The organism is Pseudomonas sp. NPDC087029 (assembly GCF_044745345.1).
GTDB classification, from domain to species: Bacteria; Pseudomonadota; Gammaproteobacteria; order Pseudomonadales; family Pseudomonadaceae; genus Aquipseudomonas; species Aquipseudomonas faucium.
Genome location: NZ_JBIVAB010000013.1, coordinates 23,995 through 47,304 on the forward strand (window position 1 = coordinate 23,995; position 23,310 = coordinate 47,304).

Below are 23,310 nucleotides of genomic sequence, written 5' to 3' on the forward strand. Positions count from 1 at the left end.
GCAAGGACTAGATGCATCAGGCGGGGAACTGCACGCGCACGCGAGCCCCCTGCGGATGCCCCTGGCAGGCCAGGGTCCAGCCCGCCTCGAGCTCGGCGCTGCTGAGCACATCGTTGCGGGCCAGTTGCACCTGGCCCTCCGGCACGGTGCACATGCACGCCCCGCAGAAGCCTTCTTCGCACGAGAACGGCACATCGAGCCCGGCCGCGCGGCAACTTTGCAGCAAGGTGTCGCCCGGGCGGGGCACGATCTGGTGCGTGGCGCCATCGAGTTCCACCAGCAGCAACTCGCACCCGGCGCCTTCGGCCACGGCCGCAGCAGGGCTGGGGTCGGCTGGCGAGACGAAGCGCTCCACATGGATGCACTCGCGCGGCTCGCCCAGGGCCAGCAGGGTGGCCTCCACGGTATCCATGAACGGCCCCGGCCCGCAGATGAAGTAGTCCGCGCCGCGCCACTGGCGCACCAGCTGGCGCACCTGGGCCGCCTGCAGGTAGCCCTGCAGCGAATCCAGCAGGTGCACCACCTGCAGTTGCTCCGGGTGCGCCCGGGCGAGCTGGCGCAGTTCGTCGCGAAAGATCACCGACCCTTCGTCGCGGTTGGCGTACACCAGCAGCACCGGGCGCTGGCCGCTGTGCAGCACGGCCTTGAGCAGGGAGAACACCGGGGTGATCCCCGAGCCGCCGCCAAACAGCACCAATGGCCGGCTGGCGTCGGCCGCCTGGTGCGGGTCGAGGCAGAAATGCCCGGCCGGAGGCAGCACGTCGAGCCAGTCGCCCACCTGCACGCACTGGTTCATCCAGTTCGACACCCGCCCGCCCTCGACGCGCTTGATGGTCACCTGGGGCCTGGCATCGGTCCACGGCGAGCTGGACATCGAGTAGCAGCGGGTAAGGCGCTGGCCCCCCACGTTCACCCGAAAGCCGAGGAACTGCCCAGGCTTGTAGGCAAAGCGCGCCCGCAGCGCTTCGGGCACCTCGAACACCAGCGAACGGGCGTCGGCGGTCTCGCTGATGATCGCGCACACCTGCAGGCGCAGCTCGCCTGCCGTGGTGCTGGCGCTCGGGGTTGGTTCTGCAGCGGCCAGGGCGCCCATGTCAGATGCCACTGATCAGCTGCGCGTTGTCCACCCGCAGCTCGGCGCCATTGACGAAACGCGACTCGTCGCTGGCCAGGAACAGCACCACGTTGGCGATATCGCGTGGCGCGCACATGCGGTTCATCGGGTCCTGCTCGAGCACGGCCTGGGGGATCGCCTGGCCGCCGGCCAGGGCCTGGGTCATGGGCGTGTTGACCCCGTCCGGGTGCACGCTGTTGCAGCGGATGCGGTAGCCCTGCTGCTTGCAGTGCAGGGCGATGGAGCGGGTCATGGCCGCCACCGCGCCCTTGGAGGCCGAGTAGGCGCAGAACATCGGCATGGCGCCCAGGGCCGCCACCGACGACATGTTGATGATCGAGCCCCCGCCGGTTTTCTTCATCGCCTCGATGGCGTACTTGCAGCCGAGGAAATACCCGTCGCCGTTGATCTTCTGCACCTTCTGCCACAGCTCGAGGCTGGTGTCCTCGATGGTGCCCATGGCCAGGATCGCGGCATTGTTGACCAGCACATCGAGGCGGCCGAAGTGCTCAAGGGTGGTGGCGATCACGCGCTGCCAGTCGCTTTCGCTGGCGATGTCGTGCTTGATGAACAGGGCGTTTTCGCCAATCTGCGCGGCCACTTCGCGGCCGGCCTGGTCGTTGAGGTCGGTGAGCACCACGCGGGCACCTTGGCTGGCCAGCAGCAGGGCATCTTCACGGCCGATGCCGCTGGCGGCGCCGGTGACCAGGCAGACTTTTCCTTCTACACGTTGCATGGGTGTACTCCTTGGGGGCTGGGGTGGCTGGCATGGCGCTGGGCAACATGGGCCGCCGCGCGCCTGCCAGAAAACACGCAATCGGCCAGGGACAGGCCGGAGACATACAGGTTGGAGGCCACGCCCACCGCACAACGGCCGGCGGCGTACAGGCCGGTGATCGGCTGGCCCTGTTCATCGAGCACCTGGCCGCTCAGCTCGCAGACCCGCAGGCCGCCGAGGGTCAGGGTCGGGCAGGGGTAGAGGCGGCTGTCATAGGACAGGTCCAGGCAGTACCAGGGGCCGTGGCTGAGGTCGTGGCGCATCGCCGGCGACTTGCCCAGCGGGTCGTCGATTTCGCCACGGGCGGCGCGGCCATAGCCTTGCACGCTGTCGCGCAAGGCCTGGGCCGGCAGCTTGCAGCGTTCGGCAAGTTGTTCGAGGGTGTTGCCGCGCCGGCAGTTGAACAGCAGGTTGAGCAGCACCGGCAGGCGCTGGAACGCCCACACCTTGCCCGGCCCCACCTGGCGCAGGGCCTGGTTGCGCAGCGGGCGGTCAAGGATCAGCAGGGCGCGGCCGTCGTGCTTCTCGACCATTTCGTGGCCGAGGGTGGCGCCGTACACCTCTTCATTGCAGTAGCGCTCGCCACGGCCATCGACGATCAGCCCACGGGCCCAGGCCAGCGGCGGGTTGATGAAGCGCCAGGCGCTGACCATGTGCATCTGCCCAAGGCTGCCCCCGGCACTGCGGCCCAATTCGATGCCGCTGCCGTCGCAAGCGCTGCTGCCCAGCGGCAAGCCTTGCAGGTAGCGGGGTGCGTACTGCTGCATGAGCGTGCGGTTGAACACGAAGCCGCCGCTGCTCAGCAGCACGCCGTGGCGCGCGCGTATCAATAGCGGTTGAGCGGATGCCTGCTCGATGCGTTGCAGGCGTGCCCGCAAGCGCGCAGAAATGCCCGGCGCGTACATGTGCACCGCCGCCGCCCATCGCGACAGCCGGGCATGTTGGCGGGCTGCGCGGCTACCCGGGGGCAGCTGCCAGGCCTCCACACCCACCACCTGGGCGTGCTGGTCGATCACCAGCCGGCGCACCTGGCACTGGGTGCGCACCGCCACGCCCTGGCGCCGGGCGCTGTCGGCCAGCGCCGCGAACAGGCTGGCGCCGGACAGGCCCGAACCTTTGGCGCGGTGCCCGCGTGGCGCGGGAGCGGCGAGGGCGGCATAGGCCGGCACGGCTTCGTTGCCGGAGTAATAGAGGGAGTAGCGGTCGCTGGGGTAGGAGGTCTTGTGCGGCGCCATGCTGCCCTCGAACACCACGCCCTGGCGCTCCAGCCAGTTCAAGTGTTCGGCGCTGGCCTCGCAGAAGCGGCGCAGCGTCTGTTCGCTGACGGCGTCGCCAACCTCCTGGCGCAGGTAGGCGCACATGGCCTCGGGGCTGTCCTGGTAGCCGGCCTGGCGCTGTTGCGGCGTACCGCCGCCGGCGTACACCACGCCGCCACTGAGCGCGGTGGCGCCGCCCCCGGCAAAGCGCTCCAGGGCCAGCACCGAGAGGCCGCGGCTGGCCGCCTCGATGGCCGCGCTGGCGCCTGCGCCACCGAAGCCGACCACCACCAGGTCGGCGTGCTGCTGCCATTGCAGCTGCTCGGCGTGCGCGACCCGCAGCGGTGCCATCACCGCCGGCGCTGTCATGGCCGCCTCAGCCGGCACTGGCCGCGAGCGGCACAGGTTGCGCGGTGGTGGTGTAGTGGCCGTCCAGGTACACCAGCGGGGTGATGGTCGGGGTGGTGTGAATGCGCAGGATGCGGCCGATGAAGATGGTGTGGGTGCCGTAGGCGAACTGGCCGTCCTGGCGGCAGAGGATCGACGACTGGGCGTCGGCCAGGTAGGGGATGCCTTCGTCGCTGGTCAGCCACTGGCCCTGGCCGAAGCGCGCCTCGCCCTTGATGCTGCCGCTGCACAGGTGGGCCAGGTGCTGCTGCTCCAGGCCCAGGATGTTCACGCAAAAGCCTGCGCCTGCGGCCAGTGCCGCGTGGGGGGAGGCGCTCTGGTTGACGCAGATCAGCAGCGACGGCGGTTCGGTGCTCAGCGAATCGACCGCGGTCGCCGCCATGGCAAAGCGCTGGCTGCCGTCGCTGGTGCTGATGATGGTGACGGACTTGGCCAGGCGGCGCATGGCCTGGAGCATGTCGGCTTTGAGTGAGTTGTCGTTCATCGCACGGCCTCGGTGTTGGCGGGTTCAGTGCGATGAATTCTTGCAACCGCGGCAATGCCCAACATCGTCCGAGGGGACTAGTCGATGCGCCGCGCGCATGGTCCGTTTGAGGGATGCCGAACCCTGTATGCCTTGTTGCAATGCCGGCGGTGGAGGCTCCAGCGCCTCTCTCGCATGCGCTCCGGCGAACGGGGCGATTAGAGGAGAACAACAAGATGAACAACCACCTCACGCGTGAAACCCTGCTGCAGCGCGCCCGCGAACTGGTGCCGGTGCTGCGCGAGCGCGCCGCCCAGGCCGCCCAGGCTGGCCGCCTGCCAGAGGAAACCATCGCCGACTTTCACGAGGCAGGCTTCTTTCGCATTCTCCAGCCAGCCCGTTGGCAGGGCCTGGAGCTGGAACCCAAAGACTTCTTCGAAGTGCAGATGATCCTTGCCGAAGGCTGCATGTCGTCGGCCTGGGTGCTGGGCGTGGTGGCCATCCACAACTGGCAGCTGGCGCTGTTCGACGACCGCGCGGCGCAGGATGTGTGGGGGCACAGCAGCAGCGTGCTGATTTCTTCGTCCTACATGCCGGTGGGCAAGGTCGAGCGGGTCGAGGGCGGTTTTCGCCTGAGCGGCCGCTGGGGGTTTTCCTCTGGCAGCAAGCACTGCCAGTGGGCCTTCCTCGGCGCGCTGGTACCGCCGCAGACGCCGGGCGGTGCGCCGGACTATCGCACCTTCCTGGTGCCCAGCAGCGACTACCAGGTGCTCGACAACTGGAACGTCATGGGCCTGGAAGCCACCGGCTCCCACGACGTGCAGGTCGACAACGCCTTCGTGCCCGAATACCGCACCCACCGGGCCGCCGACGGCTTCATGCAGCAGAGCCCGGGCAACCAGGTGAACACCGCGGCGCTGTATCGCCTGCCGTTCGGCCAGATCTTCGTGCGCGCGGTGTCGACCTCGGCGATCGGTGCCTTGCAGGGTGCGGTGGACCACTTCATCGCCCATAACCGCGCGCGGGTGGCCGTCAACGATGGCCGCAAGGTGCTCCAGGACCCGGCCGCGCAGAGCGCGCTGGCCAACGCCATGGTCTGCGTCGACGAGTGCCGCACGGTGCTGCTGCGCAACTTCGAGCTGATGCTCGAAAGCGCCCGTGCCGGCACCGCGCTGGCCATGCAGCTGCGGGTCAGGATGCGCTACGACTCGGCGCTGGTGGTCGAGCGCTGCGCCAAGGCGGTGGCCGAGCTGATGTTCAACAGCGGCGCATCGACCATCTTCCACGACCACCCGATCAACCGCGCCTTCCGCGACATCCACACCGGCCGCGCCCACGTGGCCAACAGCCCGGCCAAGTACGCCTGGAACCTGGGCGCGGTGAGCATGGGCCAGGACAGCACCGACTTCTTCCTCTGAACGCGCCGGGCGCTCACCGGTTTCGGCTAGTCCATTTGTGGGATTCGAGCGCCCGGGCAATGCCCGAGGATGTGATCAAGGCCGGGCTCCCGGCCACGTCTGCAGAACAACAAGGAAAGGCACATGAAATTCTCGCTGATATACGAAGCCCAGACCATCGATGCCAGCCGCGAGGGTGACCGCAAGATCTTCGATGACACCGTCGAGCAGGCGGTGCTGGCCGACCAGCTGGGCTTCGACACCTTCTGGTGCGTGGAGCACACCGCGCTGACCAACTACTCGCACATGTCCGCCCCCGAAACCATGCTGGCCTTCGTCGCCGGCAAGACCGAGCGCATCGGCATCGGCCATGGCGTGGTCTGCCTGCCGCCGGCGATGAACCACCCGGTGAAGGTGGCCGAGCGCATCGCCACCCTCGACCTGCTGTCCAAGGGCCGCGTGCATTTTGGCGTGGGCAAGGGCGGCACCCAGCAGGAGGCCGGCACCTTCGGCTACGACCTGGCGACCCTGCAGCCGCAGATCGACGAGGCCATGTACCTGATCCCGAAAATGTTCGTGCAGGACGAAATCGAGCACCACGGCGACTTCGTCAAGATCCCCAAGCGGCCGATCCACCCCAAGCCCTACCAGGACCCGCACCCACCGATGTACCTGGCCTGCACCAACACCGACTCGCTGAAGAACGCCGGTGGGCGCGGCATGGGCGCGCTGGTGCTGGGCTTCGGCGGCCCGGAGGAAATCGCCAAGAAGGTTGCGGTGTACCACGAGGCTTTCGACAACCGTGACGAGCGCAAGCAGGTGGGCTTTCGCCCCAACCGCCACATCGCCGCGCTGTGCCCGGCGATCGTCCTGGACGACAACGAGCAGGCCCGCCACATCGGTATCCGTGGCCAGCGCTACTTCATGGAGTCGCTGGGCTACTGGTACGGCGGCGGCGAGCGCCCGGACCCGGAAAAGTGGAAGGACGACACCTATGTCGATGGCAACGGCCAGGCGGTGATCAAGTCGCGCTTCGCCTCCGAGGAAGTGCGCGTCGATTTCTCCGACCCGACCATGGCGATGATGAACCCCAACCACGCCTACGGCACCGTCGAGGACTGCATCGGCTATGTGCAGCGGCTGATCGATGCCGGCGCCGACGAGATCCTGTTCATCTGCCAGATGGGCACCGTGCCGCAGTGGGCGCAGCTGGAGACCCTGCGCAACATCGGCGAGAAAGTCATCCCGCACTTCCGTAAACAGCAGTAACCAGACGAGGAGACGGCACATGGATATCCGTGGCCTGGGGTATGTCACCGTGCAATCGCGCGACCTGCAGCAATGGCGCCACTACGCCAGCCAGGTGCTGGGCATGATGGTGGTCGAGGACGCGTCCGGCGAGCGCCTGTTGCTGAAGATGGACGAGCGCCCTTACCGCATCCTGGTGCAGCACAGCACCCAGGATGGCTTCGGCGCCTGCGGCTGGGAGGTGGCCAGCCAGGCCGCCTTCGACCAGGCCGTGGCCGAGCTGCGCGCCGGCGGCGTGAGCGTGGAGCAGGGCGATGCCGGCCAGTGCGCCCAGCGCCGGGTCCAGGCGCTGGCGCTGTTCGCCGACCCGGACGGCAACCGCCACGAGCTGTACTGGGGGCCGAAGCAGGACTTTGCCCGCTTCGTCTCGCCGGTCGGCGTGCGTGGTTTCGTCAGCGACGCGCTGGGCATGGGCCACGTGGTGCTGCCGGCGCCAACCTTCGAACGCTGCCGCGATTTCTACGAGCAGCTGATGGGTCTTGGCCTCTCGGACCTGATGAAAGTGCGCTTCACCGCCGACCCGGCCGAGCCGGAAAAACGCATCCACTTCATGCACTGCAACAACGGCCGCCACCACTCCCTGGCGATCTTCGAATGCCCGGTGGCCAGCGGCTGCGTGCACCTGATGGTCGAGGTCGATGGCCTCGACGAAGTCGGCCGCGCCCTGGACCGCCTGCACGCCCACGGCGTGAAGCTGACTGCCACCCTCGGCCAGCACACCAACGACCAGATGATCTCCTTCTACATGCGCACGCCTTCGGGTTTCGACCTGGAATACGGCTGCGACGGGCTGGTGGTCGACTGGAGCCGCCACACGCCGTTCGAGAGCACCGTGGTCAGCCAGTGGGGCCATGACTTCAGCGTCGGCCGCCAATGAGGACAGTACCGATGGACAAACAGATGACCACCGCCCAGATGGTCGCCCAGCTGCACGACGGCATGACCCTCGGCATCGGTGGCTGGGGCCCGCGGCGCAAGCCGATGGCGCTGGTGCGCGAGATCCTGCGCTCTGGCCTCAAGGACCTGACCATCGTCGCCTACGGCGGCGCCGATGTCGGCATGCTGTGCGCCGCCGGCAAGGTGAAGAAGCTGGTGTTCGCCTTCGTCTCGCTGGATTTCATCCCCCTGGAGCCGCACTTTCGCAAGGCGCGCCAGGACGGCGCCATCGAGGTGATGGAAATCGACGAAGGCATGCTGTTGCTGGGCCTGCGCGCGGCGGCGATGAACGTGCCGTTCATCCCCACGGCCGTGGGCCTGGGCACCGACGTGCTGCGCTGCAACCCGGGCATCAAGCTGGTGGCCTCGCCTTATGCCGACGGCCGTGACTGGGTGGCCATGCCGGCGCTCAAGCTCGACGCCGCGCTGGTGCACGTGGACCGCGCCGATGCCCGTGGCGTCTGCCAGATCGCCGGCCCCGACCACTACATGGACGACCTGTTCGTACGGGCCGCGGCGCGCACCTATGTCACCTGCGACGAACTGGTGCCCAGCGACTGGTTCCATGCCGAGCCCTCGCGTGCACGGCAGGTGTTCTGGGAGCGCAACCTCACCACCGCGCTCGCCCATGTGCCGGGCGGCGCGCACCCCTCGTCCTGCGCGCCGCTGTATGGCTTCGACGTGCCGCACTTCAAGGATTACGCCGCCTCGGCGCAAAGCGAGCAGGCGTGGCAGGCCTATGTCGAGCGCTACGTGGGCTGCTCCCACGCCCAGTACCTGGAACGTTGCGGCGGCCTTGCGGCCATCCGCCAACTGCCCCTGCCGGTTTTCTAAGCGAGGAACGCCATGACCACCGCTAACACCTACAGCCTCGCCGAACTGATGATCTGCGCCGCCGCCCAGGCGTGGCGCGACGACGGCGAGGTGCTGGCCACCGGCATCGGCGTGATCCCGCGCCTGGCCGCGTCGCTGAGCATGCTCGACAGCAACCCCCAGCTGATGATGACCGACTCGGAAGCCTACCTGGTCGCCGAGCCGGTGCCGGTCGGGCCACGCAACGGCCATGAACCCAGACGCGACAGCTGGATGGGCTTCTCGCGGATTTTCGACAACGTCTGGAGCGGCAAGCGCCACGCCATGATCGGGCCGATCCAGGTCGACCGCTTCGGCCAGGCCAACCTCTCGTGCATCGGCGACTACCGCAAGCCCAAGTCGCAGATGCTCGGCGTGCGCGGCCTGCCGGGCAACTCCATCAGCCATGCCAACTCGTTCTACGTGCCCAGCCACAACCGCCGGGTGTTCGTCGAAGGCGAGTGCGACATGGTCTCGTCGGTGGGCTACAACCCGGCGCGCCTGGCCCGTGGCTGGGCACTGGAAGACATCGACATCCGCCTGATCGTCACCGACCTGTGCGTGCTGGACTTCCTCGGGCCCCGGCACCAGGTGCGGGTGCGCTCGCTGCACCCGGGGGTCAGCCTGGACGAGGTGCGCGACAACACAGGCTTTGCCCTGCATGTACCCGAGCAGGTGCCGCTCACCACGGCGCCCAGCGCGGCGCAGCTGCAACTGATCCAGCGGCTGGACCCCCATGGCCTGCGCGCCAGCCAGCTCAAGGGCAACCCGCCCGGCCAGCGCTGAGCCGCCGACGGCCAACACCTCGAACCGGAGTAGCAGCAATGAGCGAGCAACACAACACACACGCCGATGAGGTGGTGCTGTACGAAGTGCGGGGTGCGGTGGCCCTGGTGACCATGAACCGGCCCGAGTTCCACAACGCGCAGAACTCACGCATGACCTATGCCCTGGATGCGGCCTTCGCCCGCGCCTGCGCCGATGATGCGGTGAAGGCCATCGTGCTGCGTGGCGCGGGCAAGCACTTCTCGGCCGGCCACGACATCGGCACCCCGGGGCGCGACGTGGACCAGAGCTTCGACCGCGTCAGCCTGTGGTACGACCACGTCAACAAGCCCGGCGGCGAGTTTCTCTACGCCCGCGAACAGGAGGTGTACCTGGGCATGTGCCGGCGCTGGCGCGACATGCCCAAGCCGACCATCGCCATGGTCCAGGGCGCGTGCATTGCCGGCGGCCTGATGCTGGCCTGGGTCTGCGACCTGATCGTGGCCAGCGACGACGCCTGGTTCCGCGACCCGGTGGTGCGCATGGGCATCCCGGGGGTGGAATACTTCGCCCACGTGCACGAACTGAACCCGCGCATCGCCAAGGAATTCCTGCTGCTGGGCAACCCCATGCCGGCGGCCCGCGCCTACCAGATGGGCATGCTCAACCGGGTGGTGCCGCGCGAGCAGCTGGAGCAGCAAACCCTGGCCATGGCCGAGCAGCTGGCACAGATGCCGCGCCTGGGCCTGCAGCTGGCCAAGCAGGCGGTCAACAACGCCGAGGACCTGATGGGCAAGCGCGCCACCATGGACATGGTGTTCGGCCTGCACCACTTCGCCCATGCCCACAACGAATTGACCTGCGGCGACCGCCTGGGCGGCCACGACGCCCGCTCCATGGCCAGCGCCCAGCGTGAAACGGGGAGGGCGTGAGATGGCGGTGTCACTGCAGACGCGCCTGACCGCCTTGCTCGGTTGCCGCTACCCGATCGTCCAGACGGCCATGGGCTGGGTCGCCGACCCGCGCCTGGTGGCCGCCACCTGCAACGCCGGGGGCTTTGGCTTTCTCGCCGGGGCAACCATCGAGCCGCGGCAGATGGAGGCGGCGATCGTCGAGACCCGGCGCCTCACCGACCAGCCGTTCGGCGTCAACTTCCACATGTACCAGGCCAACGCCGCCGACATCGTCGAACTGGTGCTGCGCCACCAGGTGCGCGCCGTCAGCTACAGCCGCTCGCCGGGCAAGCAGATGGTCGCCCGCCTCAAGGACGCTGGCGTGGTCTGCATGCCCACCGTCGGCGCCCTCAAGCACGCGCAAAAAGCCGTGGAGATGGGCGCCGACGTGGTCACCGTGCAGGGCGGCGAGGGCGGTGGCCACACCGGCGCCGTGCCGACCGCAATGCTGCTGGGCCAGGTGCTCGATGCGGTGCAGGTGCCGGTGGTGGCCGCGGGCGGCTTCAAGGATGGCCGTGGTCTGGTGGCAGCCCTGGCCCAGGGCGCCGAGGGCATCGCCATGGGCACGCGCTTTCTGATGAGTGCCGAAAGCCCGGTGCCAGCGGCCACGCTGGCGCGTTACCTGGCGGTGCGTGACCCGGCCCAGGTGATCGTCAGCCGGGCCATCGATGGCATGCCGCAACGCATGATCCGCAACGAGCTGCTGGATGCGCTGGAGTCCGGCGGCAGCCTGCGCCGCTGGCTGCTGGCGCTGCGCAGCGGCCTGGCCTACCGCCGCCACACTGGCCTGGGCCTGGGCCAGCTGCTGGGCAGCGCGCTGAAGATGCGCCAGGGCGCCGGCTTGAGCGCCACCCAGAGCCTGATGGCCGCCAACGCACCGATGGTGATCCAGAAGGCCATGGTCGAAGGCCTGCCTGCCGAGGGCGTGCTGCCCGCCGGGCAAGTGGCCGCCGGCATCGACAGCCTGCCCCGCTGCGCCGAATTGATAGAGCAGATCGTCCAGGACGCCGAGCGCCACCTGGACGCGCTGTACCGCCGACTTTCCTGAGGGGGAATCCCGATGCAAGCATTCAGCGTCAACATCGACCAGGGCATCGCCGAGCTGGTGTTCGATCACCCGCCGGTCAATGCCTTCAACAGCCAGGGCTGGGCCGACATCGCCCGCACCCTGGAGGAGCTGGGCCGCAACGACAAGGTCCGGGTGATCGTCATCCGCGCCGAGGGCCGCGGCTTCTGCGCCGGGGTCGACATCAAGGAGCTGGCCGCCGACGCCAACTTGATCGTGGCGGTCAACAAGGGCAACTACGACACCTTCAAGGCCATCCACCGCAACCCGCTGCCGGTGATCGTCGCCGTGCACGGCTTCGTGCTGGGCGGCGGCATCGGCATCTGCGGCGCCGCCGACATCCTGGTGGCCGCCGACTGCGCCCGCTTCGGCGTGCCCGAGGTGGACCGTGGCGCCATGGGTGGCGGCGCGCACCTGCAGCGTTTGTTCCCGGTGCAGAAGGTGCGCCACATGTACTTCACCGGCGCCATGATCGACGCCGCCGAGGCCTACCGCCTGGGCGCCGTGGAGCGCGTGGTGCCGCGTGAGCAGCTGCGCGAGGCGGCGCTGCAGATCGCCGCGTCCATCGCCGGCAAGAGCGCGGCGATGATCCGCCTGGCCAAAGAGGCGCTCAACGGCATCGAGGACGGCAACCTCGAAGACAAGTACCGCCGCGAACAGGGCTTCACCCTGGAAGCGTACCGGGCCCAGGACTCCCAGGAAGCGCGCGACTCGTTCGTCGAGAAGCGCAGCGCCCAATTCAACGGCTGAGGGCGGACCATGGACCTGACCTACACCAAGGCCCAGCAGGCCTTTCGCGGCGAAGTGCGGGCCTGGCTCGCAGCCAACGTGCCTGCCGAGCCGCTGCCCTCGTTCGATACCGAGCAGGGTTTTGCCGCGCACCGCGCCTGGGAAGCGACCCTCAACCAGGGGCGCTGGGGCATGGTCACCTGGCCCACCCGCCTGGGTGGGCGTGGCTGCGACCTGATCGAGTGGCTGATCTTCGAGGAGGAGTACTACCGTGCCGGTGCCCCGGCGCGGGTCAACCAGAACGGCATCTTCCTGCTCGGCCCCACCCTGATGGAATACGGCAGCGAGGAGCAGAAGGCGCGCTTTCTGCCGCGCATGGCCACCGGCCAGGACATCTGGGCCCAGGGCTGGTCGGAGCCGGGCGCCGGCTCCGACATGGCGGCGATCCGCGCCAAGGCCGTGCGCGACGGCGACCACTACGTGCTCAACGGCCAGAAGACCTGGTCGACCCGCGCGGTCTGGGCCGACTGGGTGTTCTGCATCTTCCGCACCGACCCGGCTTCCCAGCGCCACCACGGCCTGACCTTCATCCTCGTGCCGCTGAACAGCCCCGGCATCACCGTGCGGCCGATCGCGCAGCTCAACGGCCTGCCGGGGTTCGCCGAAATCTTCTTCGACGACGTGCGCGTGCCGGCGCACAACGTGCTCGGTGGCGAGGGCATGGGCTGGCATGTGGCGATGTCCACCGCAGGCTTCGAGCGCGGGCTGATGCTGCGCTCGCCGGCACGCTTTCAGGAAACCGCGCGGCGCCTGGTGCAGCTGTACCAGGCCAACCGCCAGAGCGCCGACCGCGACCCGGCCATCGGCGAGGCGGTGATGCGCTGCTGGCTGGATGCCGAGGCCTACACCCAGCTCACCTACATGACCGCCTCGCAGCTGGTGAAGGGCGGGCGGATCGGGCCGGAGTCCTCGACCAACAAGATCTTCTGGTCGGAGCTGGACCTGCGCCTGCACGACACCGCCATGAGCATCCTCGGCCTGCGCGGCGAGCTGCTGCCCGAGGCCCCGGCGGCGGGCGATGTCGGCGCCTGGCTTGAGGGCTTCCTGTTCGCCCAGGCCGGGCCGATCTATGCCGGCACCAACGAGATCCAGCGCAACATCATTGCCGAGCGCATGCTCGGCATGCCGCGCGCCTGAGGAGCAGACCATGGACTTCAGTTTCAACAGCGACCAGCTGCTGTTCCAGGACAGCGTGCGCAGTTTCTTCATCAACGAGGTCACCCCCGAGCGCATTCGCGAGCTGTGGCAGACCGACAGCGGCCGTTGCGACCGGCTGTGGGGGCAGTTGGTCGAGCTGGGCCTCACCGCCCTGACCGTGCCCGAGCCTTACGGTGGCCTGGGCTTGGGGGCGCTGGACTGCGTGCTGCTGGCCCAGGAATGCGGCTATGCCGGGCTGCCCGAACCGCTGGTGGAAACCATGCTGGTGGCGGTGCCGCTGCTGGCCGAGCTGGGCCAGGCACACGAGGCGCTCAAGCAGGACTGGCTGGCCCGGGTGGCCGCAGGGCAAGCGCGGCTGGCGGTGTGCGAGCCGGGCAACCCGCTGGTCAGTGACGCCCATGTCGCCGACCTGCTGTTGCTCAGCCATGCCGGCGAACTGCATGCCGTGCCGCGTGCGGGCGTCGAGCTGGTGCGCAACGCCTCGCTGGACCCCAGCCGCCACCTGTACCAGGTGAGCTGGACGCCAACCGCCGCCACCTGCGTGGCCCGTGGCGATGAGGCCGCGCAGCTGCTGGCACGAGCCTTCGAGCGGGGCGCGCTGGGCTGCGCCGCGCAGCGCCTGGGGCTGGCCAAGCGCATGGTCGACCTGGCCGTGGACTACAGCTTCGAACGCAAGCAGTTCGGCAAGCCGATCGGCTCGTTCCAGGCGGTCAAGCACCTGATGGCCAACGTCGCGGTGCGCATCGAGTTCGCCAAGGGCCCGCTGTACCGCGCCGCCCATGCCGTGGCCCATGGCGAGGCGGCGCAGGCGCTGGCCGTGTCGCATGCCTGCCTGGCCACCTCGGAGGCGGCCTTGCTGGCGGCGCGCAACGCGATCCAGGCCCATGGCGCCATGGGCTACACCTGGGAAGTCGACCTGCAGATCTTCATGAAACGCGCCTGGGCCCTGGACAAGGCCTGGGGCGACCCGGCGCTGCACAAGGCGCGGGTACGCACCGCACTGTTCGAACAGGGGCTGGCGATTGGCGCCGGCGCCACTTTCTGATTGCCGATGCAGAGGTAGAGCATGCCTGAAGCCTATATCGTCGACGCCCTGCGCACGCCCACCGGGCGGCGCAAGGGTGGCCTGGCGCAGATCCACGCTGCCGACCTGGGCGGCCATGTGCTGCGGGCCCTGGTCGAACGCAATGCCATTCCCGACGACGACTACGACGATGTGATCTTCGGCTGCGTCGACACCATCGGCCCGCTGGCCGGCGACATCGCGCGCACCGCCTGGCTGGCCGCCGGGCTCAGCCAAGCCGTGCCGGGCACCACCATCGACCGCCAGTGCGGCTCGTCGCAGCAGGCGCTGCATTTTGCCGCCCAGGCGGTGATGAGCGGCACCCAGGACGTGGTGGTGGCAGGCGGTGTGCAGACCATGACGCAGATCCCGATTTCCTCGGCCATGACCGCCGCCGAGCCACTGGGCTTCAGCGACCCGTTCAGCGGCTCCGAGGGCTGGGTGCGCCGTTACGGCGCCACGCCGCCGACCCAGTTTCGCGCGGCGCAGATGATTGCCGAACGCTGGCAGCTCAGCCGCCAGGCCCTGGAGGCCTATGCGATGGAGTCCCATCGGCGGGCGTTGCGGGCCATCGAGCAGGGGTATTTTCGCCGCGAGATCGTGCCGCTGGCAGGCGTCGAGCATGACGAGACGCCGCGCCATACCAGCCTGCAGAAGATGGCCGAGCTCGACTACCTGTTCGGTTGCGACCGGGTCACCGCGGCGGTGTCGAGCCAGACCTGCGATGCGGCCAGTGCGCTGTTGATCGTTTCGCAGGCGGCGCTCAAACGCTACAACCTCACGCCGCGGGCACGCATCCACCACATGAGCGTGCGCGCCGACGACCCGGTGTGGATGCTCACCGCGCCAATCGCGGCCACCGAGTACGCGCTCAAGCGCGCCGGCATGCGCCTGGAGGACATCGACCGGGTGGAAATCAACGAAGCCTTCGCCTCGGTGGCCATGGCCTGGCTGCAGGAAACCGGCTACCCCCATGCCCAGACCAACGTCAACGGCGGCGCCATCGCCCTGGGCCATCCGCTGGGCGCCACGGGCACCCGGCTGATGTGCAGCCTGTTGCACGAACTGGAGCGCAGCGGCGGCCGCTATGGCCTGCAGACCATGTGCGAAGGCGGCGGCCAGGCCAACGTGACCATCATCGAACGCTTGTAGGAGAACACTATGGCAAGTTGCGAAAACCGCACCGTGATCATCACCGGTGCCGGCGGCGGGCTGGGCCGGGCCTATGCCCTGGCCTTCGCCGCAGAAGGCGCGAACGTGGTGGTCAACGACATCAACCGCGAAGCGGCCGAAGCGGTGGCGGCGCAGATCCGCGAGCACGGCGGGCAGGCCGTGGCCAACAGCAATGACATCACCGACTACGCCGATGCCGGGCTGATCCTGCAGGCGGCGCTGGGCGCCTTTGGCGGGCTCGATGTGGTGGTGAACAACGCCGGCATCTGCCGTGACCGCATGTTCGCCAGCCTCACCGAGGCCGACTGGGATGCGGTGGTGGCGGTGCACCTGAAGGGGCACTTCTGCCTGGCCAGCCACGCCGTGCGCTACTGGCGCGAGCAGGCCAAGCAGGGCGTGCAGGTGGATGCGCGGCTCATCAATACCAGCTCCGGCGCCGGGTTGCAGGGCTCGATCGGGCAATCCAACTACAGCGCGGCGAAGGGCGGGATCGCCGCGCTGACCCTGGTGCAGGCGGCGGAACTTGCGCGCTATGGCATCACAGTCAATGCCCTGGCCCCGGCGGCGCGCACCGGCATGACCGAGCAGGTGTTCGCCGAGGTGATGAAGCGGCCGGAGCAGGGGTTCGATTTTTTTGCGCCGGAGAACGTTGCGCCGGTGGTGGTGTGGCTGGGTTCGGCGGCGTCGGCGGGGGTCAGCGGGCAGTTGTTCGAGGTCGAGGGCGGGCGCCTGTCGATCGCCGACGGCTGGCGCCGTGGGCCGCAGCTGGATAACCACGGGCGCTGGGCGGTGGCCGAGGTGGGCGCTGCCGTGGCGCAACTGCTGCAACAGGCGGTGCCGGCGCAGAAGGTCTACGGCACCTGACGCCAGGTTTTGCGCTTGCTCCGCGGGCCGCATCACTTGCCAGGGTGATGCGGTTTTTTTTCTTGTGCCCGGGCCTGGGCCAAGGCCGCCCCTAGTCCGATTGGCCGATTCCACCCGGCCCGCAGCCGCCCACACTTCGCTCAACACCCGCCAGACGAGTAGAAGACGCCGCGATGGACTTTGCATTCACCGACGAGCAGGAAATGATCCGTGAATCGGCCGAGGGTTTGCTCGCCGATGTCTGCGACTGCGCCGCCGTGCGCGCGGCCATGGCCAGCCAAGCCGGCTACGACACCAACCTTTGGCAGCGCCTGTGCAGCGAGATGTACTGGCCTGCCATCCACATCCCCGAAGCCTATGGCGGCCTGGGCCTGGGCTATGTCGAGCTGGCGATTTTGCTCGAACAGATGGGCCGACGCCTGCTCTGTTCGCCGTTCTTCGCCACCGCCTGCCTGGCCACGCCGGCGCTGTTGCTGGCCGGCAGCGACGCGCAGAAACAGCGCTGGCTGCCGGCCATCGCCGAAGGCCGGGTGCGCGCCACCCTGGCCTGGGGCAGCGGCGGGGGCTGGTCGCAGGACGGCATCAGCGTGGCGGCCAAGGCCGAAGGCGAGGGCTATGTGCTCGACGGTGAATACGCCCAGGTCATCGACGGCCACAGTGCCGACCTGCTGGTGGTCGCGGCCTGGACGGCGCAGGGCGTCAACTTGTTCCTGGTCGAAGCGGGGCAGGTGGGCCTTGCGCGCCAGTGGCAACCGACCCTGGACCAGACCCGGCGCCTCGGGCGCATTCGCCTGGACCGCGTGTACGTTGGGCCCGAGGCCGTGCTCGATGCCTCCTGGGCGCTGTTGCAGCAGGTGCTGCGCCTGGCCTGCATTGGCCTTGCCGCCGAACAGGTCGGCGGTGCCCAGCAGGCGCTGGACCTGAGCGTTGCCTACCTGCAGGAACGCCAGCAGTTCGGCCGCCCGCTGGCCAGCTTCCAGGCCCTCAAGCACCGCGCCGCCGACATGATGCTGCAAGTCGAGTGCGCCCGTTCGGCCAGCTACTACGCGGCCTGCGTCGCCCAGGAAGCGCTGGACCCGGCCGGCGACCCGAAGGTCGCGAGCGAGTTGCCGCTGGCCGCGTCATTGGCCAAGGCCCAGTGTTCCCAGGCGTATTTCCACTGCGCCGCCGAGTCGATCCAGCTGCACGGCGGGGTCGGCTTTACCTGGGAGTACGACCCCCATCTGTATTTCAAGCGTGCCCGGGCCAGTGAAAGCTACCTCGGTGCGCCCGCCTGGCATCTGCAGCAGATCGCCAACCTGGTGATCAGGGAGCAAGCATGAAGATCGGTTTCAGTGAGCAGGACGAACACTTTCGCCAGGAGGTCGCCGGCTGGCTGGCCGAACACCTGTGCGGTGCGTTCGAGGCGCTGCGTTTTCGCGGCGGCCCGGGTGACGAGCACATGTTCGCGCCCGAGCGCAAAGCCTGGGAGCGCAAGCTCGCCGAGGGCGGCTGGACGTGCGTGGGCTGGGCCCCGGAGCATGGCGGGCGCGGGCTGTCGATCAGCCAGCAGGTGATCTTCCACGAGGAATATGCCCGCGCCGGCGGGCCAGGGCGCATGGGCCACATCGGCGAGGGCCTGGCCGGCCCGACCATTGCCGCTTTCGGCAGCGAAGATCAGAAGCGCCGCTTCCTGCCAGGTATCGTCGCCGGCACCACGTTCTGGTGCCAGGGCTATTCGGAGCCGGGCGCCGGCTCCGACCTTGCGGCGGTGAAGACCCGCGCCGCCCAGGATGCCAATGGCGACTGGCTGATCAACGGCCAGAAGGTCTGGACCTCGCTGGCCCACGAGTCCGACTGGTGCTTCGTGCTGGCCCGCACCGAGCCTGGCAGCGTCGGCCATCATGGCCTGTCGTTCCTGCTGGTGCCGATGGACCAGCCGGGCATCAGCGTGCGCCCCATCGAGCAGATGACCGGCACCTCGGAATTCAACGAAGTGTTCTTCGACGGTGCCCGCACCGAGGCTGCGAACATCGTCGGCCAGCCTGGCGAAGGCTGGAAGATCGCCATGGCATTGCTTGGCTTCGAGCGCGGGGTGTCCACCCTGGGCCAGCAGATGCAGTTTCACAACGAGCTGGACGAGATCATCGCCATCGCCCGAGCCAATGGCGCCGACCGCGACCCGCAGTTGCGCCTGCGCCTGGCCGAGGCCTGGTGCGGCCTGCGCATCCTGCGCTACAACTCGCTGCGCATGCTCTCCGGGCCGCAGGACGGCTCACTGCGCCGCGAGGCGACCATCTACAAGCTGAACTGGTCGAGCTGGCACGCAAGCCTGGGCAAGCTCGCCATGGACGTGCTCGGGCCCGAGGCCGAGCTGCTCGACGCTGCGCCCTACCAGCTCAGCCGCCTGCAGTCGCTGTACCTGTTCAGCCGCGCCGACACCCTCTACGGCGGCAGCAACGAGATCCAGCGCAACATCATCGCCGAACGCGCCCTGGGCATGCCCCGGGAGCCGCGCGTGCGCACCTGATCGAAGGAGTTTCCTGCATGACTGTTCCCAACTATGTTGCGGGCCATGGCCTGCTGCGCGGCAAGTCGGTGCTGATCACCGCGGCCGCCGGTTCCGGCATCGGCTATTCGGCTGCGCTGCGCGCCGCCGAGGAGGGCTGCCGGGCGCTGATGATCAGCGATATCCACGAAGGCCGGCTGCACGAGGCCGTGGCGCGCATCCGCGAAGCCACCGCGCTGCAGGCGGTGCACGGGCACGTGTGCAACGTCACCGACGAAGCGCAGGTGCGCGACCTGGTCAGCGCCGCCGAGCGTGAGCTGGGCGGTGTCGATGTGCTGATCAACAACGCAGGCCTGGGCGGCTCTCGGGCCCTGGTGGAAATGCCGGACGAAGAGTGGCAGCGGGTGCTCGACGTGACCCTCACCGGCACCATGCGCATGACCCGGGCCATGCTGCCGCACATGATGGCGCGCCGCGCCGGGGTGATTGTCAACAACGCCTCGGTGCTGGGCTGGCGGGCGCAGAAACAGCAGGCCCACTACGCCGCGGCCAAGGCCGGGGTGATGGCGCTGACCCGCTGCTCGGCGCTGGAAGCGGCCGAACATGGCATCCGCATCAATGCGGTGAGCCCAAGCATCGCCATGCATGACTTTCTCGCACGCTCCGCGCCCCAGGCGGTGCTCGACCAGCTGGCCGCAGGCGAGGCCTTTGGCCGTGCTGCCCAGGTGTGGGAAGTGGCCAACGTGATGATGTTCCTGGCCAGCGACTACAGCTCGTACATGACCGGCGAAGTGCTGTCGGTCTCCAGCCAGAGGGCTTGAGCATGCCGCGTATTTTCCAAACGCCTGCTGCGCTGCACGAGGCGCAGGGGCAGGAGCTGGGCAAGAGCGAGTGGCTGCTGGTGGACCAGGCGCGCATCGACCTGTTCGCCGAGGCGAGTGGCGACCACCAGTGGATTCACGTGGATGCCGAGCGCGCCGCCCAGGGGCCGTTCGGCGCCTGCATCGCCCATGGCTACCTGAGCCTGGCGCTGGTCAACCTGTTTCTGCCGCAGATCGTCGAGGTGCGTGGCATTGCCATGGGCGTGAACTACGGCTGCGAGCGGGTGCGCTTCCCGTCGGTGGTGCGCGTGGGCGCGCGGGTGCGCGGCAGCGCCACCTTGCTGTCCACCGAGGCGGTGGGCGAGGGCGTGCAGGCGTTGATCCGCGTCAGCGTCGAAATCGAAGGCCAGGACCGGCCCGGCTGTGTGGTCGACACCATCAGCCGCTACTACCCGAACTGAGGAATCGAGCATGAACGAAGCAGTGATCGTTGCCACGGCGCGCACGCCCATTGGCAAAGCCTTTCGCGGTGCCTTCAACGACACCGAGGCGCCGACCCTGGGCGGCCATGTGGTGGCCGAGGCGGTACGCCGCGCCGGCATCGCGCCGGAGGAAGTGGAGGATGTGATCATCGGCGCCGCCGCCCAGCAAGGCACCCAGGCCTATAACCTGGGGCGCCTGTGCGCCACGGCGGCCGGGCTGCCGGCGCAGGTCGCCGGCATGGCGGTGGAGCGCCAGTGCGCCTCGGGGTTGATGAGCATTGCCATCGCCGCCAAGGGCATCGTCTGCAACGAGCTCGACATTGCCGTGGCCGGTGGCCTGGAGTCGATCTCGCTGGTGCAGAACAAGCACAAGAACCTCTACCGCCTGCAGTCTGGCCTGGTGCTGGAGCGCGACCCTAGCGCCTACATTCCGATGATCGAGACTGCCGAGATCGTCGCCCAGCGCTACGGCATCAGCCGCGAGGAGCAGGATGCCTACAGCCTGCAAAGCCAGCTGCGCACCGCCCAGGCGCAACAGGCCGGGCTGTTCGACCAGGAGCTGGCGCCGCTGCTCACCCACAAGCTGCTGCTGGACAAGGCCAGCGGCGAGAGCCGGCACGAGCCGGTGACCTTGCGCCAGGACGAGTGCAACCGCCCCGACACCAGCGCCGCCAGCCTGGCTGCACTGGAGCCGGTGTGGGGCGGTGGGCAGTGGACCGGCGCCGGGCGCTTCATCACCGCGGGCAACGCCTCGCAGTTGTCGGACGGCGCCTCGGCGGCGGTGCTGATGAATGCACGCCTGGCCGAGCAGCGCGGGTTGCAGCCGCTGGGCATCTATCGCGGCCTGGCAGTGGCGGGGTGCAAGGCGGACGAGATGGGCATCGGGCCGGTGTATGCCATTCCCAAGCTGCTCAAGCGCCATGGCTTGAAGGTTCAGGACATCGGCCTGTGGGAGCTGAACGAGGCGTTCGCCTGCCAGGTGCTGTATTGCCGGGACACCTTGGGCATCGATGACGACCGGCTCAATGTGAACGGCGGCGCCATCGCCATTGGCCACCCGTTTGGCATGTCCGGGTCGCGGATGGTCGGGCATGCGCTGATCGAGGGCAAGCGCCGCGGCGTGCGCTATGTGGTGGTGAGCATGTGCATTGGTGGCGGCATGGGTGCTGCCGCGCTGTTCGAGGTGGCCTGAGATGGGCGTGCCGACGGCGCAGCAGGTTCAGGTGCTGATGCAGCGCTACGTGGCGCTGGTGGATGCCGGGGATATCGACGGCATCCTGGCGCTGTATGCCGAAGATGCCACGGTTGAGGACCCGGTTGGCACGGCGCCGCTGCAGGGGATCGCGGCCATTGCCGCGTTCTACCGCCAGGGGCTTGGGGCCATGCAGGTGTCGGCGGCGCTGACTGGGCCGGTGCGGGCGACCTGCGATGGGCAGGGCGCGGTGCCGTTTCGCGTGGTGTTTGGTGGGCGTGCGCTGGATGTGATCGATGTGATGGCGTTTGATGAGCGGGGGTTGATCCGCAGCATGAAGGCGTATTGGAGTGAGGTTAACGTCGGGGCGCAATGAGCTCGCTGCTTGGGGGGATTTGAGGGCCCTATCGCCGGCAAGCCGGCTCCCACAGGTACGTCACTATTCTTGAGGGCAGCGGGGTGTAAAGGACCCTATCGCTGGCAAGTCAGCTTCCACAGATACACCACTGTTCTCGAGGGCAGCGGGGTACTTGTGGGAGCTGGCTTGCCAGCGATAGGGCCAGCCCAGGCAAAAGCGATTTCATATCGCACTGCCGTCAACCCTGCAGGTCCTTGTTCTGCGTGCGCCCACTCTCGTAATAGGCCTTGAGGTTTTCACCAATCTCCCGCACCACCTTGTCGAACGCCCGGCCCAGCAGCCATTCGGCCAGGCGCCCGCCGCGCAGTCGGTAATGCAGGCTGGTGCTGATTCTGCAGCTAGCCCCCGAGCCCTCCAGCCAATACCTGAAACTGGCCTGGCGAAACGGAAACGGCGCGCCGGCATTGCCCTTGTGCAACACCAGCACGAACCCTGCGCCGTCCTCCCACTGCACCACGCTCTCATCCAGCCACTGCCCACCCTTGCGCATGACCCGGCGGCTGGCGCCCATGCCCTCGCGGGCGCCGGGGTGGAACTGGCTGCCGGTCAACCCCGGCACATAGTGCGGGGCCAGGCTGAGGTCGCGCAGCTTGCTCCAGGCCTGGTCGCGGGTCAGGTTCAGGGCCACGGTGTGGCGAGCGATGCGGTTCATGTGCAATCTCCAGGTTCAGTGGGCATCCGCCGCATCGAGAAATGCCGGGCGTTCACCGCCGCCGTGCACGGCCAGGTCGGCGCCGCTGACGTAGCGGGCCAGGGGCGAGGCGAGGTAGAGGCAAGTGTCGCCGATGTCGTCAGGCTCGGCCAGGCGGCCCAGGGGGATGGTCGCCGCCACCTGGGCCACGGCCTGGTCGTCGCCGTAGTGCAGGCCGGCCTGTTCGGTGAGGATCAGCCCGGCAGTCACCGCATTGACCCGCACCTTCGGTGCCCATTCCACGGCCAGCGAGCGGGTGAGGTTGAGCAGCCCGGCCTTGGCGGCGCCATAGGCGGCGGTGCCGGGGGAAGGGCGGGTGGCGCTGACGCTGCAGATGTTGATGATGCTGCCGCCCTCGGGCTGTGCCTGCATCACCCGGTTGGCCAGCTGGCAGAGGTTGAGCGGGGCCAGCAGGTTGAGGCGGATGATCGACTCGGAGAAGCGCGGCGAGGCACTGGCCGCATCGGCATAAGGCGCGCCCCCGGCATTGTTCACCAGCACATCGAGGCGGCCGAAGCGTTCCAGGATGCCGCTCATCAAGCGCTCCAGCTGCTCCACATCGCGCACGTCGCAGGGCAAAAACAGCGCCTCGCGGCCAGCGCGCGCCGGCAGCCGCTCCGGGGCCTGGCGGCCGCAGATCACCACGTGGGCGCCGCACTCCAGGAATCGCCGGCTGATGCCTCTGCCCACGCCCTTGCCACCGCCGGTGACCAGGACGACTTTGTCGTGAAAACTCAAGGGGTCGTGCATGGGGAAGCCTTGTCGTCAGGGAAATGCCCCGATCCTAGGCGCCGCTGCGGCTCGGGCCTACGTCCAAAGGGACTATTGCCCCCGCGTAGTCCTCTCGGACGATGTTGCGCCGCAGCCCCCTCTGA

The 23,310-nt window shown here is 68.5% G+C and carries 24 protein-coding genes; 18 read left to right on the forward strand and 6 right to left on the reverse strand.

The genetic code is table 11. The features are described 5' to 3' along the window. Window positions 1–16: 16 nt before the first annotated feature. The 4 genes from ACIPG5_RS19240 to ACIPG5_RS19255 are packed head-to-tail and all read right to left on the reverse strand — an operon-like array spanning window position 17 to window position 4,040. Window positions 17–1,093, reverse strand: a complete 1,077-nt coding sequence (locus ACIPG5_RS19240; RefSeq protein ID WP_401377216.1) for a 2Fe-2S iron-sulfur cluster-binding protein — start codon at window positions 1,091–1,093, stop codon at window positions 17–19. Window position 1,094: 1 nt separating this feature from the next. Beyond that, window positions 1,095–1,850 carry a glucose 1-dehydrogenase gene (locus ACIPG5_RS19245; RefSeq protein ID WP_176513373.1) on the reverse strand — a complete coding sequence of 252 codons (756 nt, stop codon included), beginning with the start codon at window positions 1,848–1,850 and terminating at the stop codon, window positions 1,095–1,097. Then, window positions 1,838–3,517 carry an FAD-binding protein gene (locus ACIPG5_RS19250; RefSeq protein WP_401377220.1) on the reverse strand — a complete coding sequence of 560 codons (1,680 nt, stop codon included), beginning with the start codon at window positions 3,515–3,517 and terminating at the stop codon, window positions 1,838–1,840. The genes ACIPG5_RS19245 and ACIPG5_RS19250 overlap by 13 nt, the downstream gene beginning before the upstream one ends. Before the next feature lie 7 nt (window positions 3,518–3,524). Further along, complete coding sequence (locus ACIPG5_RS19255; RefSeq protein WP_176513369.1) at window positions 3,525–4,040, reverse strand: flavin reductase family protein; 516 nt, start codon at window positions 4,038–4,040, stop codon at window positions 3,525–3,527. Between the two features lie 215 nt (window positions 4,041–4,255). Between ACIPG5_RS19255 and ACIPG5_RS19260 the strand changes: the two genes are divergently transcribed. From ACIPG5_RS19260 to ACIPG5_RS19345, 18 genes are all read left to right on the forward strand, one after another. Next, complete coding sequence (locus ACIPG5_RS19260; RefSeq protein WP_176513367.1) at window positions 4,256–5,437, forward strand: flavin-dependent monooxygenase; 1,182 nt, start codon at window positions 4,256–4,258, stop codon at window positions 5,435–5,437. Between the two features lie 123 nt (window positions 5,438–5,560). Beyond that, entirely contained in the window at window positions 5,561–6,685 is a 1,125-nt protein-coding gene (locus ACIPG5_RS19265; protein ID WP_176513364.1) for an LLM class flavin-dependent oxidoreductase, read from the forward strand. Window positions 6,686–6,704: 19 nt separating this feature from the next. Continuing rightward, window positions 6,705–7,601, forward strand: a complete 897-nt coding sequence (locus ACIPG5_RS19270) for a VOC family protein (RefSeq protein WP_401377224.1) — start codon at window positions 6,705–6,707, stop codon at window positions 7,599–7,601. An 11-nt stretch (window positions 7,602–7,612) separates the two neighbouring features. Next, window positions 7,613–8,494, forward strand: a complete 882-nt coding sequence (locus tag ACIPG5_RS19275) for a CoA transferase subunit A (RefSeq protein WP_236235627.1) — start codon at window positions 7,613–7,615, stop codon at window positions 8,492–8,494. A gap of 12 nt (window positions 8,495–8,506) precedes the next feature. Beyond that, entirely contained in the window at window positions 8,507–9,298 is a 792-nt protein-coding gene (locus tag ACIPG5_RS19280) for a CoA-transferase subunit beta (RefSeq protein WP_176513359.1), read from the forward strand. A gap of 38 nt (window positions 9,299–9,336) precedes the next feature. Then, window positions 9,337–10,209 (forward strand): enoyl-CoA hydratase, encoded by an 873-nt coding sequence (locus tag ACIPG5_RS19285; protein ID WP_176513357.1) that lies wholly within the window; start codon window positions 9,337–9,339, stop codon window positions 10,207–10,209. Between the two features lies 1 nt (window position 10,210). Continuing rightward, window positions 10,211–11,278: an NAD(P)H-dependent flavin oxidoreductase gene (locus ACIPG5_RS19290; protein ID WP_401377228.1), complete on the forward strand. Its 1,068-nt coding sequence runs from the start codon at window positions 10,211–10,213 to the stop codon at window positions 11,276–11,278. A gap of 12 nt (window positions 11,279–11,290) precedes the next feature. Next, on the forward strand, window positions 11,291–12,046 hold the full coding sequence (locus ACIPG5_RS19295) for an enoyl-CoA hydratase family protein (RefSeq protein WP_176513352.1): 756 nt from the start codon (window positions 11,291–11,293) through the stop codon (window positions 12,044–12,046). A gap of 9 nt (window positions 12,047–12,055) precedes the next feature. Then, window positions 12,056–13,222, forward strand: coding sequence for an acyl-CoA dehydrogenase family protein (locus ACIPG5_RS19300; RefSeq protein ID WP_401377231.1), 1,167 nt, complete (start codon window positions 12,056–12,058; stop codon window positions 13,220–13,222). 10 nt (window positions 13,223–13,232) lie between these two features. After that, window positions 13,233–14,288 carry an acyl-CoA dehydrogenase family protein gene (locus ACIPG5_RS19305; RefSeq protein ID WP_401377234.1) on the forward strand — a complete coding sequence of 352 codons (1,056 nt, stop codon included), beginning with the start codon at window positions 13,233–13,235 and terminating at the stop codon, window positions 14,286–14,288. A gap of 21 nt (window positions 14,289–14,309) precedes the next feature. Beyond that, entirely contained in the window at window positions 14,310–15,458 is a 1,149-nt protein-coding gene (locus ACIPG5_RS19310) for an acetyl-CoA C-acetyltransferase (protein ID WP_401377237.1), read from the forward strand. A 9-nt stretch (window positions 15,459–15,467) separates the two neighbouring features. Next, window positions 15,468–16,343 (forward strand): SDR family oxidoreductase, encoded by an 876-nt coding sequence (locus ACIPG5_RS19315; protein ID WP_176513345.1) that lies wholly within the window; start codon window positions 15,468–15,470, stop codon window positions 16,341–16,343. Between the two features lie 173 nt (window positions 16,344–16,516). Then, entirely contained in the window at window positions 16,517–17,665 is a 1,149-nt protein-coding gene (locus ACIPG5_RS19320; RefSeq protein ID WP_401377240.1) for an acyl-CoA dehydrogenase family protein, read from the forward strand. Then, the gene (locus ACIPG5_RS19325) at window positions 17,662–18,852 is read left to right on the forward strand and encodes an acyl-CoA dehydrogenase family protein (protein ID WP_401377243.1); all 1,191 of its coding nucleotides are present in this window, start codon (window positions 17,662–17,664) and stop codon (window positions 18,850–18,852) included. The genes ACIPG5_RS19320 and ACIPG5_RS19325 overlap by 4 nt, the downstream gene beginning before the upstream one ends. A gap of 17 nt (window positions 18,853–18,869) precedes the next feature. Continuing rightward, a complete protein-coding gene (locus ACIPG5_RS19330) occupies window positions 18,870–19,652 on the forward strand; it encodes an SDR family oxidoreductase (protein ID WP_176513340.1) in 783 nt (260 codons plus the stop codon). 2 nt (window positions 19,653–19,654) lie between these two features. Next, window positions 19,655–20,113 (forward strand): MaoC family dehydratase, encoded by a 459-nt coding sequence (locus ACIPG5_RS19335; protein ID WP_176513338.1) that lies wholly within the window; start codon window positions 19,655–19,657, stop codon window positions 20,111–20,113. A 10-nt stretch (window positions 20,114–20,123) separates the two neighbouring features. Beyond that, entirely contained in the window at window positions 20,124–21,326 is a 1,203-nt protein-coding gene (locus tag ACIPG5_RS19340) for an acetyl-CoA C-acyltransferase (RefSeq protein ID WP_176513336.1), read from the forward strand. Window positions 21,327–21,333: 7 nt separating this feature from the next. Next, complete coding sequence (locus tag ACIPG5_RS19345) at window positions 21,334–21,702, forward strand: nuclear transport factor 2 family protein (RefSeq protein ID WP_401377419.1); 369 nt, start codon at window positions 21,334–21,336, stop codon at window positions 21,700–21,702. Window positions 21,703–21,922: 220 nt separating this feature from the next. On the opposite strand, the gene ACIPG5_RS19350 is transcribed toward ACIPG5_RS19345, so the two are convergent. Then, window positions 21,923–22,396 carry an SRPBCC family protein gene (locus tag ACIPG5_RS19350; protein ID WP_401377248.1) on the reverse strand — a complete coding sequence of 158 codons (474 nt, stop codon included), beginning with the start codon at window positions 22,394–22,396 and terminating at the stop codon, window positions 21,923–21,925. A gap of 15 nt (window positions 22,397–22,411) precedes the next feature. After that, the gene (locus ACIPG5_RS19355; protein ID WP_401377251.1) at window positions 22,412–23,185 is read right to left on the reverse strand and encodes an SDR family oxidoreductase; all 774 of its coding nucleotides are present in this window, start codon (window positions 23,183–23,185) and stop codon (window positions 22,412–22,414) included. Between the last annotated feature and the right edge of the window lie 125 nt (window positions 23,186–23,310).

What these genes read in the sequence shown, in the direction of transcription:
- ACIPG5_RS19240 (WP_401377216.1), bottom strand. Translation starts at nt 1,093, where the DNA reads ATGGGCGCCCTGGCCGCTGCAGAACCAACCCCGAGCGCCAGCACCACG.
- ACIPG5_RS19245 (WP_176513373.1), bottom strand. Translation starts at nt 1,850, where the DNA reads ATGCAACGTGTAGAAGGAAAAGTCTGCCTGGTCACCGGCGCCGCCAGC.
- ACIPG5_RS19250 (WP_401377220.1), bottom strand. Translation starts at nt 3,517, where the DNA reads ATGACAGCGCCGGCGGTGATGGCACCGCTGCGGGTCGCGCACGCCGAG.
- ACIPG5_RS19255 (WP_176513369.1), bottom strand. Translation starts at nt 4,040, where the DNA reads ATGAACGACAACTCACTCAAAGCCGACATGCTCCAGGCCATGCGCCGC.
- ACIPG5_RS19260 (WP_176513367.1), top strand. Translation starts at nt 4,256, where the DNA reads ATGAACAACCACCTCACGCGTGAAACCCTGCTGCAGCGCGCCCGCGAA.
- ACIPG5_RS19265 (WP_176513364.1), top strand. Translation starts at nt 5,561, where the DNA reads ATGAAATTCTCGCTGATATACGAAGCCCAGACCATCGATGCCAGCCGC.
- ACIPG5_RS19270 (WP_401377224.1), top strand. Translation starts at nt 6,705, where the DNA reads ATGGATATCCGTGGCCTGGGGTATGTCACCGTGCAATCGCGCGACCTG.
- ACIPG5_RS19275 (WP_236235627.1), top strand. Translation starts at nt 7,613, where the DNA reads ATGGACAAACAGATGACCACCGCCCAGATGGTCGCCCAGCTGCACGAC.
- ACIPG5_RS19280 (WP_176513359.1), top strand. Translation starts at nt 8,507, where the DNA reads ATGACCACCGCTAACACCTACAGCCTCGCCGAACTGATGATCTGCGCC.
- ACIPG5_RS19285 (WP_176513357.1), top strand. Translation starts at nt 9,337, where the DNA reads ATGAGCGAGCAACACAACACACACGCCGATGAGGTGGTGCTGTACGAA.
- ACIPG5_RS19290 (WP_401377228.1), top strand. Translation starts at nt 10,211, where the DNA reads ATGGCGGTGTCACTGCAGACGCGCCTGACCGCCTTGCTCGGTTGCCGC.
- ACIPG5_RS19295 (WP_176513352.1), top strand. Translation starts at nt 11,291, where the DNA reads ATGCAAGCATTCAGCGTCAACATCGACCAGGGCATCGCCGAGCTGGTG.
- ACIPG5_RS19300 (WP_401377231.1), top strand. Translation starts at nt 12,056, where the DNA reads ATGGACCTGACCTACACCAAGGCCCAGCAGGCCTTTCGCGGCGAAGTG.
- ACIPG5_RS19305 (WP_401377234.1), top strand. Translation starts at nt 13,233, where the DNA reads ATGGACTTCAGTTTCAACAGCGACCAGCTGCTGTTCCAGGACAGCGTG.
- ACIPG5_RS19310 (WP_401377237.1), top strand. Translation starts at nt 14,310, where the DNA reads ATGCCTGAAGCCTATATCGTCGACGCCCTGCGCACGCCCACCGGGCGG.
- ACIPG5_RS19315 (WP_176513345.1), top strand. Translation starts at nt 15,468, where the DNA reads ATGGCAAGTTGCGAAAACCGCACCGTGATCATCACCGGTGCCGGCGGC.
- ACIPG5_RS19320 (WP_401377240.1), top strand. Translation starts at nt 16,517, where the DNA reads ATGGACTTTGCATTCACCGACGAGCAGGAAATGATCCGTGAATCGGCC.
- ACIPG5_RS19325 (WP_401377243.1), top strand. Translation starts at nt 17,662, where the DNA reads ATGAAGATCGGTTTCAGTGAGCAGGACGAACACTTTCGCCAGGAGGTC.
- ACIPG5_RS19330 (WP_176513340.1), top strand. Translation starts at nt 18,870, where the DNA reads ATGACTGTTCCCAACTATGTTGCGGGCCATGGCCTGCTGCGCGGCAAG.
- ACIPG5_RS19335 (WP_176513338.1), top strand. Translation starts at nt 19,655, where the DNA reads ATGCCGCGTATTTTCCAAACGCCTGCTGCGCTGCACGAGGCGCAGGGG.
- ACIPG5_RS19340 (WP_176513336.1), top strand. Translation starts at nt 20,124, where the DNA reads ATGAACGAAGCAGTGATCGTTGCCACGGCGCGCACGCCCATTGGCAAA.
- ACIPG5_RS19350 (WP_401377248.1), bottom strand. Translation starts at nt 22,396, where the DNA reads ATGAACCGCATCGCTCGCCACACCGTGGCCCTGAACCTGACCCGCGAC.
- ACIPG5_RS19355 (WP_401377251.1), bottom strand. Translation starts at nt 23,185, where the DNA reads ATGCACGACCCCTTGAGTTTTCACGACAAAGTCGTCCTGGTCACCGGC.